This is a genomic window from Stenotrophomonas sp. GD04145 (assembly GCF_029835135.1).
Taxonomy (GTDB): Bacteria; Pseudomonadota; Gammaproteobacteria; order Xanthomonadales; family Xanthomonadaceae; genus Stenotrophomonas; species Stenotrophomonas maltophilia_P.
Genome location: NZ_JAODZG010000069.1, coordinates 1 through 11,545, shown reverse-complemented (window position 1 = coordinate 11,545; position 11,545 = coordinate 1). Strand labels below are relative to the sequence as shown.

Here is an 11,545-nt window from a genome sequence, read left to right as displayed (position 1 = left end):
CGAGCATCTGCAGCAGCTGCACCAGCACCAGCAGCAGCACCACGGTCACCAGGGCGACGTCGGTGTGCGAACGCTGGTAGCCATCACGGAACGCCAGATCGCCCAAGCCGCCCGAGCCGATCGCACCGCCCATGGCGGTGAAGCCGATCAGCGCAACGGTCGTGACCGTGGCACCTGCGATCAGGCCCGGCCGCGCTTCCGGCAGCAGCACACGGGTGACCAGCTGCCAGGTGGTTGCGCCCATCGCCTGGGTCGCCTCGATCACCCCACGGTCCACTTCGCGCAGCGCGGTTTCCACCAGCCGCGCATAGAACGGTGCGGCGCCGATCACCAGGGGCACGATCGCACCGCGAACACCCAGCGACGTCCCCATCATGAACAGCGTCACCGGAATCAGCACGATCATCAGGATGATGAAGGGCACCGAGCGCAGCAGGTTGACCACCAGCGCCAGCACGCCATAGGCGAACGGACGACGCTTCATCTGCGGCGCACCGAACAGGTACAGCAGCACGCCCAGCGGCAGCCCGATGGCCAGGGTCAAGGGCAGCGAACCGGCCAGCATCAGCAGGGTGTCGATGGTGGCCTGGCCGATATCGGCCCACTTGCCGGCGTCCAGGTGGCGGAAGAATCCGTCCGCAGCAGCAATGATCATCGACGCAGTTCCTCGACATGCACGCCAGCGGCCACGAACGCGGCCTGCGCGGCGGCGTGATCGCCACCGACCAGGGCCACGACCAGTTGGCCATACGGTGTGTCCTTGATCCGGTCGATACGCCCGGACAGGATGTTGTAATCGACCCCGGTCTGGCGCGCGATGCTGCCCAGCAGGGGTTCGTAGGTATCGCCACCGAGGAAGGTCAAGCGCACGATGCGCCCACTCACGGCGTCGAAATCACGGTGCAGCGTTCCTTCGTCCACATGCTCCGATTCGCTGACGAAACGGCGGGTGGTGGGATGCTGCGGATGCAGGAACACCTGGGTGACCGGACCGGTCTCCACCAGCTGGCCGGCATCGAGCACCGCCACCCGGTCGCAGACGCGGCGGATCACATCCATCTCGTGGGTGATCAGCACGATGGTCAGGCCCAGCTCGCGATTGATCTTCGACAGCAGCGCCAGCACCGACGCGGTGGTCTGCGGGTCGAGAGCACTGGTGGCCTCGTCGCACAGCAGGATCTGCGGGCGGGTGGCCAGGGCACGGGCGATGCCCACGCGCTGCTTCTGGCCTCCGGACAGCTGCGCCGGGTACTTCTGTGCGTGTGCCTGCAGGCCGACGGTCTGCAGCAGTTCGGCCACCCGGCTGTCGATCTCCGCCTTCGGTGTACCGGCCAGCTCCAGCGGGAAGGCGACGTTGCCCGCCACCGTGCGCGAGGACAGCAGGTTGAAGTGCTGGAAGATCATGCCGATTCGCCGGCGCAGCGAGCGCAGGCCGTCGGCATCCAGCGCGGTGATGTCCTCGCCTCCGATCAGCAATCGGCCACCGGAAGGCTCTTCCAGGCGGTTGATCATGCGGATCAGCGTCGATTTGCCGGCACCGGAATGACCGATGATGCCGAAGACCTCGCCGGCCTCGATGGTCAGGTCCAGCGGTTGCAGCGCGCTGACCGCGCGGCCGGCAACGGCATAGGATTTGTGCAGGCGCTGGAACTCGATCACGGGAGCGGCTCACCGGCAGGCGACAGAAGGGGGCGTGCAGCCTACCAGCGCCGGCGGTCGCGCGCCCGCGCCATGGGCCAGAATGTTATTCCTTTTGGTTCTAAGACACCTACTCCGGCCGGATTCCGGGGTCAGAGCCCCTGTGGGGATCTGACCCCGCTCCCCGGCCAAACCGGTTCAGGGATGATCCAGCGGCTTCGGCGGCTGCTGGCGGTTCACCCGCTCGCGGTGCAGCAGGTACAGGCCCGACGCCACGATGATCGCCGCCCCCACCCAGGTGTAGCCATCCGGCAACTGCCCCCAGAAAGCCAGATCCCATCCGATCACCCAGACCAGGCCGCTGTACTCCAGGGGCGCGATCATGGATGCCTCGCCCAGCTGGAAGGCCTTGGTCAGGGCGATCTGACCCAGCGCACCGGCCAGCCCCATGCCCGCGATCAGCGGCGCGTGCGCCAGCAGCAGCGGCCTCCAGCCGGGAATCGCCAGCAGGCCCGCGCCGATCGCCATGATGACCAGGAACCAGACCACCATCGACTGCGAGGTGTCGGTACGGGTCAGCAGGCTGACCGTGATCGCGGCAACGGCGTAGGCGGTGGCCGCGGCCAGCACCATCAGGCCCGGCACCGAGATGAACCCATCCACGCCGGGCCGCAGCACCACCAGCACGCCGACCAGGCCGATGCCGATGGCCACCCAGCGACGCGGTCCGACCCGTTCGCCCAGCAGCGGCACCGACAGGGCCGCGATCAGCAGCGGCGCGACGAAGTAGATGGTGTAGGCGGTGGACAGTGGCAGATCGCGCAACGCGAACACGAAGCAGCCGATCATCGCCATGCCCAGCGCGCCACGCAGCAGATGCAGGCCCCAGCGACGTGGCACCAGCGAACGCGGGCCCGCGCTGACCAGCACCCAGACCAGCACGAACGGCAACGACGCCGCGCCGCGCAGGAAGGTCACCTGCAGGGTGGGATAGCTGGCCGCCAGCTGCTTCATGCCGGCGTCCATCAGGGAGAAGCAGGCGACCGCGGCGACCATCCAGGCCACCGCGCGCGAGGGGGAGCGTTGCACGTTCATGGCCCATTATCGCCGAGCCAGCGGCGGGATGCCGTTGCAGCGATGCCCAGCGCCACGGAAAGCGGGCAGGCTGGCCGGCGCGATAGAATGTCCGCACTGAATTCTGTGGAGCATCGCCCATGCCTTCCTTCGACGTCGTTTCCGAAGTCGACACCCACGAGCTGACCAACGCCATCGACCAGGCCAACCGCGAACTGAGCACCCGCTTCGATTTCAAGGGCGTGGACGCCAAGTTCGAGCGTGATGGCGATGTCATCAACCAGTTCGCGCCGACCGAGTTCCAGCTCAAGCAGATGAACGACATCCTGCGTGCGCGTCTGGCAGCGCGCGGCATCGACGTGCTGAGCCTGGAGTTCGGCGACATCGAGACCAATCTGGCGCAGGCGCGGCAGAAGATCACCGTCAAGCAGGGCATCGAGCAGAAGGTGGCCAAGAAGATCGCCGCCGCGTTGAAAGACGCCAAGCTGAAGGTGGAAAGCCAGATCAATGGCGACAAGCTGCGCGTGCAGGGCAAGAAGCGCGACGATCTGCAGGACGCGATCGCAGTACTGAAGGCCGGCAAGTTCGAGTTGCCGCTGCAGTTCAACAATTTCCGCGACTGACTGCTCCGCCGGGCGTGGCCCGGCACCGCGCTCGATCAATCACGCAGCAGCTTGTACAGCGTGGTGCGCGAGATGCCCAGCTGGCGTGCGGCCAGACTGAGATTGCCGTCCGCCGCCTGCGCCGCCCGGCGCGCCGCTTCACGCTGCTGATCGCGCAGCGCCGGCGCCGCCATCGTCGCCGGTGAAGACCGTCGCACGCTGTTGCCAGCGACCTTGCGCGGCGCCTGCAGATGCTGCAGGTAGACCGCACTGCCCTCGCCCAACCGGACCCGATGCGGCGCCCCCGGCTGCAGCAGGCGCCGCCGCTGTGCGGCACTGGCGCCGGCAAACACCGCTGCAATATCCAGCAACGGCAGTGGCCCGCGCCGCGGCAGGCCCAACAGACGCCGGGCCACACGGTTGGCGGCGCGCAGCTGGCCATCCTCCTGCACCGCCAGCAGCCCCTGCAAGGGTGACGCCAGCCAGCGCGGATCATGCTGCAGCGCCAGCAGGTGCACATCGGCAAGCGTGTGGAACAGGCGATTCTCGCTGGCCAGTGCGGCCTGCCGGAAATAGCCCTGCAGCAGCGAAGGATCGCGCTCACCCAGCCCGGTGATATCGATCACTCCGCATACCCGCCCGTCGAGATCGTGCAGGGGTTCACTGAGGCAGAACACCGGAGCGAAACGCTGCAGGTAATGTTCATTGCCGCGCACCAGCGCTGGCAGGTCGTCGGCCAGGCTGACCGCCGGCGCGGTGGTGCCGATCTCGCTTTCGCCCAGCCGCCGCCCGACCTGGATCGGCCGCAGCAGGGGCGAGTCTTCCAGGCCATGCGCCTGCTGCGCGATCACCATGCCCTCGCGGTTGGCGCAGAACATCGTCCAGCCACGTCCGCCGAAAGCGGCCCACAGCTGTTCCAGCTCCGGTTGCACGCAGCGTGCCAGGCGACGGTCGTCGCGCTGTGGCAGATGCCGGCCATCGCTCTGCAGCGGCAGGTAGACCGGTTCCTGCCCGGGCTGCAGGCCAGCCGCGCGCGAGCGCATCCACGACTGCTGCAACGGCTGCGGCAACACGCTCAATGAACGCGCGTCGCCCTCGGCAAAGGCCGCGCGTGCCGCTACCAGCTGCTGTTGCCCGACGGAGGTTGCGATCATGGGCGCAGCGTACACCCGCCAGCGGCAACGCCACGTTACGCTCCGATGAGGTATTTGCCTGCGGTTGCCGCCCATCCGGCAGGTGCAGGGCGAAGCCCTGCAGCCCTGCCCTCAGATCACGCCGCGATGCGCAGGATCGGCTTCAGGGTGATGCCACGGGTGCTGTCCTCGGCCGCCTGGTTGATCTGCTCCAGCGGGTAGAACTTCACCAGCCTGTCGAACGGGAAGCGGCCCTGCTGGAACAGCGTGACCAGCTGCGGAATGAACACCTGCGGCACACTGTCGCCTTCCACGATGCCACGGATGCTGCGGCCACCCAGCAGCAGGTTGTTCACGTCGAAACTGGCGGTCGTGCCCAGCTTTGGTGCACCGACCACGCCCATCATGCCCAAGCCCCCCAAGGCCTCGATACCCGCAGAGAGCACCTCCGGGCGACCGGTCGATTCCAGCGCGAAATCAGCGCCACCGCCGGTGATGGCGCGCACGGCCTCGACCACATCGGTCTCGCGGCTGTTGACCACGTGGGTGGCGCCCAGCTCCAGCGCGAGTGCCAGCCGCGACGGCACCACATCGATGGCGATGATGGTCGTGGCACCGGCGACCTTGGCCGCCATCACCGCACTCAGACCGACTGCGCCGGCACCGTAGCTGGCAAAACTGCTGCCCGAGCGTACCTTCAGCGAATTGAGTACCGCGCCGGCACCGGTCTGGATGCCGCAGCCCAGCGGGCCCAGCAGTTCCAGAGGCGCATCGTCGGGCACTTTGATCGCATTGATCTCGCGCGCCAGCGCATAGGTGGCAAACGAAGACTGCGCGAAGAAATGGTCGTGCAACGGCTGACCCTGCGCATCGGTGATGGCGGTATGGCCGTGGCCATCATCGCCCCCGAAGTTCAGCGCGAAGAAATCCCTGCAGTAGGCGCCATGACCGCCCCGGCACGGATTGCAGTGGCCGCAGGCGCCATAGGTCAGCACCACGTGATCCCCTGCTTTCAGTTCCTTTACGTTGGGGCCGACCGCCTCCACGACGCCGGCGCCTTCGTGACCCAGCACCGCGGGCAACGGCACCGGGTAGTACTGATCGCGCACGATCAGGTCGGTGTGGCACAGGCCGGTGGCTACCACCTTCACCAGGACCTCATCCTCCTGCGGGCCGCGCAGCCGGGCCTGCTCGATGACGAAGGGTTGTTCCTTGCCGCGGACCACTGCAGCGGTGATCTCGCGTGTTGCCGTATTGTCGTTCATCGTGATGGCTCCTTCGATCAGATCGGATAAGCGGGCGCCTCGCCCTTGACGGTCAACCACTGCCACTGCGTGAACTCCTCCCAGTTGGCGGGGCCGCCGATACTGGTGCCATTGCCGGATGCTCCGACACCGCCAAAGGGATTGATCACCTCGTCGTTCACGGTCTGATCGTTTATGTGCAGCAGTCCGGTGCGCAGGCGCTCACCGAGCTTCAGTGCGCGGCCGACATTGCTGGAAACGATGGCCATCGACAGGCCGTACTCGCTGTCGTTGGCCAGGCGCACGGCATCGTCGTCATCGTCGAACGGCACCACCACCGCCACCGGCGCGAAGATTTCTTCGTTGAACGCCGGATTGTCAGCAGCGACGTTGCCAAGCACGGTCGGCGCGAAGAACAGATCGCGATGGGTACCTCCGGCCTCCAGCGAGGCACCGGCCTGCACTGCCTGCTCGACCACGCGCGTGGCGTGGTCGCGCTGGCCGGCATTGATCAGCGGACCGATCGCCACGTCTTCGCGCGCCGGATCGCCCACCTTCAATGAATTGGCCTTGGCCACCAGCTTCTGCAGGAAAGCGGAGTGGATCTTCCGCTGCACCAGCACGCGGCCGGTCGCCATGCAGATCTGGCCCTGATGCAGGTAGACCCCCCACGCGGTGTTGGCCACCGCCAGGTCGAGGTCGGCATCATCGAGGATGATCAACGAGTTCTTGCCGCCCAGCTCCAACGAGACCTTCTTCAGATGCTTGCCCGCCGCCTCTCCGACCTTGCGCCCGGCGGCGGTGGAGCCGGTGAACTGGATCATCGCCACGTGCGGATCGCTGGTCAGCGCAGCGCCGGCCGCGCCATCACCGGGCAGCATGTGTAGAACGCCTGCCGGCAGGCCGGCCTGCTCGAACAGGCGTGCGATCACCGCCCCGCCGCACACCGCTGTGCGCGGGTCAGGTTTGAGTACCACCGCGTTGCCCAGCGCGATGGCCGGCGCCACCGCGCGCATGGCCAGATACAGCGGGAAGTTGAAAGGCGAGATGACCCCCACCACACCCAGCGGTCGGCGCCGCGCCAGATTCAGCCGGCCCGGCTCGGAAGGCAGAATCTCGCCGGTGCTGCGCGACGGCAGCGCCGCAGCCTCGTGCAGTGCCTTGATGGTCACCTTGGCCTCAAAACCTGCCTTCAGGCGGGTGGAGCCGCTTTCGCGTACCAGCCATTCGACCAGGGTGTCGATGTGTTCTTCGGCCAGGCGTGCCGCTTTGCGCAGCACTTCAGCGCGCTGTTCGTACGGAGCCGCCGCCCACGCCTGCTGCGCCTGCGCAGCGGCCGCCGCCGAGCGCGCCACCTGCGCCGGGTCGGCCAGGCCGATCTGGCCGAGCGTGTTACCGGTGGCCGGCTCGATCACCGGCTGCCGTTGCGCGGCCGCCTGCCACCGGCCGTCGAAGAGGGCGCCGGCCCAAAGGGCGTCCGGCAGCCACGGAGAAGATGCAGTCATGGGTGTCCTCCTGTGTCGTGCGTCCATTCCACGCCTACCGCCCGCAGCAGGCAATCGGCCATCTGCCGGTGGCCTGCAAAGGCTTGAATCGGCGGGGATTTGCAGCATGGCGACTGTCCAGTTCCTGCACAGTGAACAGCGCAGCGGCGGCACACTGCCTACAATGGCGACCTCGCCCGCCGATGTGCCCGCCATGACCGATATCGCCCTGCCCACCGACGACCCGATCGCCGCCACCCGCCTGTGGCTGGAGCGCATCGTCATCGGCCTGAACCTGTGTCCGTTCGCCAAGGCCGTATATGTGAAGGACCAGGTCCGCTTCGTGCTCAGTGATGCCACCACCCCCGAAGCACTGGTCGAACAGCTGGCCGAGGAACTGGTGCTGCTGCGGGACACGCCGGCCGAGCAGATCGACACCACCCTGATCGTGCACCCGCAGGTGCTGACGGATTTCCTGGACTACAACGACTTCCTCGACAACGCCGACGCGGCGATCGAGGCGCTCGATCTGCAGGGCATCCTGCAGGTGGCCAGCTTCCATCCGGACTACCAGTTCGAAGGCGTGGCCGCCAACGACGCCAGCAATTACACCAACCGCGCGCCCTATCCCACGCTGCACCTGCTGCGCGAGGACAGCGTGGCACGCGCGGTGGACGCATTCCCCGATCCGGACGTGATCGTCGAGCGCAACATCCAGACGCTCGACCGCATCGGCGTGGACGGCTGGCATCGCCGCCTGCGTGGCGAAGACCTGTCATGAGCGCGGCTCCGCCGATCGCTGCCTGGCCTGCCGCGCCGCTGGCGGGCAAGGTGGTGCTCGTCACCGGTGGCGCCAATGGCATCGGCCGCGGCATCGCCCAGGCCGTGCTCGGTGCCGGCGGCCGCGTGCTGATCGGTGATCTGGATACGGAAGCCGGCCACGCCTGCCTGGCCGAATGGCAGCGCGATGACGATGCGGCGTTCCAGCCCCTGGACATCACCGACGAAGCCAGCGTGCGCGCGTTCATCGCCACGGCGGTGCAGCGGTTTGGCGGCGTCGATGGCCTGGTCAACAATGCCGGCATCGCCGGTGCGCACGGTACGCCGCTGCAGGACATGGCGTGGGACGAATGGCAGCGCCGCCTGTCATCGCTGCATGGCGCTTTCCTGTGCAGCCGGCATGCCCTGCCGGCACTGTCATCCGGTGGCGCCGGCGCCATCATCAACATCGCCTCGACCCGCGCCCGGCAGTCCGAAGCCCATAGCGAAGCCTATGCCGCGGCCAAGGGCGGACTGGTGGCATTCACCCACGCGCTGGCAATCAGCGCCGGACCGGATGTACGGGTGAACAGCATCAGTCCGGGCTGGATCGGCACCAGCGAGTGGCAGGCGCCCTCCCGGCGCCATGCGCCCGAGTATTCGGCCATCGACCACGCACAGCATCCGGTCGGCCGCGTCGGCCGCCCGGAAGACATCGGCGCGCTGGCGGTGTACCTGCTGTCGCCGCTGTCCGGATTCACCACCGGCCAGGATTTCATCGTCGACGGCGGCATGACCCGGAAGATGATCTACGCCGAATAGAGCACCGCTTTCCGGTGGGTGCGGACCTTGGTCCGCACCATTGCCAGGAAGTGCCAACCAAGGTTGGCACCTACCAGAGCGGCTTACGCCATGCCCGAATGGCGCAGCAGCGCATCGATCTGCGGCGCACGGCCACGGAAGGCCTTGAAGTTCTCGGCCGCTGGACGGCTCCCCCCGCGCGAGAGGATCTCGTCGCGGAAACGTGCACCGGTCGCGGCCAATGCCTGCGGTGCTTCCTCGAACGCCGCATAGGCATCGGCACTGAGCACCTCGGCCCATTTGTAACTGTAGTAGCCGGCCGCATAGCCACCGGCGAAGATGTGGCTGAACTGATGCGGGAAGCGGTTCCAGGCTGGCGGATGATTCACCGCCACTTCGCCGCGCACGCGCTCCAGCAGTGCCAGCACACTGTCCTGCGTAGGCTCGAACTGGCTGTGCAGCAGCATGTCGAACAGACCGAACTCCAGCTGGCGGACAGTCGCCATGCCGCTGTGGAAATTGCGCGCGGCCAGCATGCGCTCATACAGCGCACGTGGCAGCGGTTCACCCGTCTCCACGTGCGCAGTCATGCGCTGCAGGTGGTCCCATTCCCAGCAGAAGTTCTCCATGAACTGGCTGGGGAGCTCCACCGCATCCCATTCCACGCCATTGATGCCGGCCACGCCCAGCTCACCGATCCGGGTCAGCAGCTGGTGCAGGCCGTGGCCCATTTCATGGAACAGCGTGGTCACTTCATTGTGGCTGAACGTAGCCGGCCTGCCGCTGGCACCGCGACCGAAGTTGCACACCAGATACACCAGCGGCGTCTGCACGCTGCCATCGGCACGCTCGCGCCGGTTGCGGCAATCGTCCATCCACGCACCGCCGCGCTTGCCCTCACGCGCGTACAGATCCAGGTAGAACTGGCCTACCAGCGCGTCCTGCGCATCGACCAGGCGGAAGAAGCGTACGTCCTCGTGCCAGACCGGCGCGCTGTCCTCCTGCACGCGCAGGCCATACAGCTGCTCGATCACCGAGAACAGTCCACCCAGCACCTTCGGCTCGGTGAAGTACTGTTTCACCTCCTGCTCGGAATAGCTGTAGCGCGCCTGCTTCAGGCGGTCGGCCGCGAACGCCAGGTCCCAGGCCTGCAGGCTGTCGATGCCCAGGTGGTCACGCGCGAACTGCTCCAGTTCGGCACGGTCCCTGGCCGCGAACGGCTTGGCGCGCGACGCCAGGTCACGCAGGAAGCCCAGCACTTCGGCCGGGTCCTGCGCCATCTTGGTGGCCACCGAGTAGTCGGCGTAGGAATCAAAGCCGAGCAGTGCGGCCAGTTCGGCCCGCAGGGCCAGGATGCGGTCGATGTTGCCGCTGTTGTCCAACGCGTCATCGCCGAATTCGGAAGCGCGCTGCGCGCTGGCCCGGTACAGGATCTCGCGCAGGTCACGATCTTCGGCCCAGGTCTGTACCGGCAGGTAACACGGCATCTGCAGCGTCAACTTCCAACCGTCCCTGCCATCGTTCGCCGCTGCCGCACGCGCGGCAGCCTTCACGTCGTCCGGCACGCCGGCCAGGCGTGCTTCGTCTTCCACGATCAACGACCACGCATCGGTGGCGTCCAGCACATTCTGCGAGAACTTCGCGGACAGCGCCGACAGTTCTTCCTTGATCGCGGCGAACCGCTGCTGGGCGTCCGGCGCCAGCTCCGCGCCCCCCAGGCGGAAGTCGCGCAGCGTATTGTCCAGCACCTTGCGCCGGGCCTCATCGAACGACCCCGCCTCCGGGCCGGTGGCCAATGCCTGGTACTGGCGGTACAGCGCCAGGTTCTGGCCCAGCGCACTGGCGAAGCGGGTCACCCGCGGCAGGTTGCTGTTGTAGGCCTCGCGCAGTTCCGGCGTGTTGACCACGCCCTGCAGGTGGCCGACCAGGCCCCAGGCGCGCCACAGCCGCTCGGTGGCATCGTCCAGCGGGACCACGAAGGTGTCCCAGCGGACCGGCTGCACCTGCTCAGCTGCGTTGACGGCGGCCTCGGCCTCGGCCAGCAGCACGTCCAGCGCCGGCGCCACGTGCTCGGGGCGGATCGCCTCGAAGCGGGGCAGGCCGGAGAAATCGAGCAGGGGGTTGGCAGCGGTCACGGCAGATCTCCAGTTACGGGCCCGAGGAGCGGGCAGCCCAGTGGATATGGCGCTGGCCGGAGCCGCAGACAAGGGGGGCGCGCCGATCATTCACGTCGGCCTTACGGGGTCGCGCGGAAGCTCTGGCTGCGGGGGAGTCCGCAGCGGAACATGCCGATAGAGGCCCCACATGGAAGGTCTGGCTCAGGTTGCAACCGCGTTGCCGGCCCGGTCGCTGGCGCTGTCTGCCAGCGCGGAGGAGTTGTCCTGGATCGCCACATTGTGCGATCCCGGCGATGATGCCCGGCGCCATCTGCAGCAGCTGCAGGTGCTCATGCAGCAGGGCGGCATCCTCAACGATGAGCAGGAGTGGTACCCGTTCGAGGTGATCGAACGCGGTGCCGGCCACCTGCACCCGGGGCACGAGCGCGAGTTCGTGATCTGCGTGCTGCTGTGGCTGCAGGCGCTGGCCCAGGACCGCATCAGCAGCCTGGACCCACGGCTGCACCTGGATGATCGCGCGATGGACATCGAGGCGCTGCCTGATGCGCTGCGCGATGTGGTGCTCGACGCGTTCACTGCGGCGGGGTACTGATCGGGCCCTGATGCGCCGCTGCGCTCGCCGGGCATGGCCCGGCGCTACCGCGATCGACCGGCTCTGATGCGCCGCTGCGCTCGCCGGGCATGGCCCGGCGC

11 protein-coding genes are annotated in these 11,545 nt (G+C 67.5%); 4 read left to right on the top strand and 7 right to left on the bottom strand.

The genetic code is table 11. From position 1 onward, the window contains the following. The 3 genes from N7367_RS18670 to N7367_RS18660 all read right to left on the bottom strand — a co-directional run. A partial coding sequence (locus tag N7367_RS18670; RefSeq protein WP_279942978.1) for an ABC transporter permease occupies positions 1-655 on the bottom strand: 655 nt, incomplete at its 3' end. After that, a complete protein-coding gene (locus N7367_RS18665) occupies positions 652-1,659 on the bottom strand; it encodes a methionine ABC transporter ATP-binding protein (protein ID WP_065181774.1) in 1,008 nt (335 codons plus the stop codon). The genes N7367_RS18670 and N7367_RS18665, both read right to left, overlap by 4 nt. Positions 1,660-1,836: 177 nt before the next feature. Beyond that, the gene (locus N7367_RS18660) at positions 1,837-2,733 is read right to left on the bottom strand and encodes a DMT family transporter (protein ID WP_065175182.1); all 897 of its coding nucleotides are present in this window, start codon (positions 2,731-2,733) and stop codon (positions 1,837-1,839) included. 119 nt (positions 2,734-2,852) lie between these two features. Here N7367_RS18660 and N7367_RS18655 point away from each other — a divergent pair, with 119 nt between their 5' ends. Beyond that, complete coding sequence (locus tag N7367_RS18655; protein ID WP_053519819.1) at positions 2,853-3,335, top strand: YajQ family cyclic di-GMP-binding protein; 483 nt, start codon at positions 2,853-2,855, stop codon at positions 3,333-3,335. 35 nt (positions 3,336-3,370) lie between these two features. On the opposite strand, the gene N7367_RS18650 is transcribed toward N7367_RS18655, so the two are convergent. The 3 genes from N7367_RS18650 to N7367_RS18640 form a co-directional block, all read right to left on the bottom strand. Continuing rightward, the gene (locus N7367_RS18650; RefSeq protein WP_065181776.1) at positions 3,371-4,468 is read right to left on the bottom strand and encodes a helix-turn-helix domain-containing protein; all 1,098 of its coding nucleotides are present in this window, start codon (positions 4,466-4,468) and stop codon (positions 3,371-3,373) included. A gap of 116 nt (positions 4,469-4,584) precedes the next feature. Next, positions 4,585-5,712, bottom strand: coding sequence for an NAD(P)-dependent alcohol dehydrogenase (locus N7367_RS18645; protein WP_053519821.1), 1,128 nt, complete (start codon positions 5,710-5,712; stop codon positions 4,585-4,587). 17 nt (positions 5,713-5,729) lie between these two features. Then, on the bottom strand, positions 5,730-7,196 hold the full coding sequence (locus tag N7367_RS18640; protein WP_053519822.1) for a benzaldehyde dehydrogenase: 1,467 nt from the start codon (positions 7,194-7,196) through the stop codon (positions 5,730-5,732). A gap of 193 nt (positions 7,197-7,389) precedes the next feature. Here N7367_RS18640 and N7367_RS18635 point away from each other — a divergent pair, with 193 nt between their 5' ends. Together N7367_RS18635 and N7367_RS18630 are read left to right on the top strand one after the other, a co-directional pair. Further along, the gene (locus N7367_RS18635; RefSeq protein WP_053519826.1) at positions 7,390-7,956 is read left to right on the top strand and encodes a DUF1415 domain-containing protein; all 567 of its coding nucleotides are present in this window, start codon (positions 7,390-7,392) and stop codon (positions 7,954-7,956) included. Beyond that, complete coding sequence (locus tag N7367_RS18630; protein WP_279942977.1) at positions 7,953-8,756, top strand: SDR family oxidoreductase; 804 nt, start codon at positions 7,953-7,955, stop codon at positions 8,754-8,756. Before N7367_RS18635 ends, N7367_RS18630 begins: the two co-directional genes overlap by 4 nt. Positions 8,757-8,839: 83 nt before the next feature. On the opposite strand, the gene N7367_RS18625 is transcribed toward N7367_RS18630, so the two are convergent. Continuing rightward, positions 8,840-10,870, bottom strand: coding sequence for a M3 family metallopeptidase (locus tag N7367_RS18625; protein ID WP_053519824.1), 2,031 nt, complete (start codon positions 10,868-10,870; stop codon positions 8,840-8,842). 169 nt (positions 10,871-11,039) lie between these two features. Between N7367_RS18625 and N7367_RS18620 the strand changes: the two genes are divergently transcribed. Beyond that, a complete protein-coding gene (locus N7367_RS18620) occupies positions 11,040-11,444 on the top strand; it encodes a hypothetical protein (protein ID WP_279942976.1) in 405 nt (134 codons plus the stop codon). Positions 11,445-11,545 lie beyond the last annotated feature (101 nt).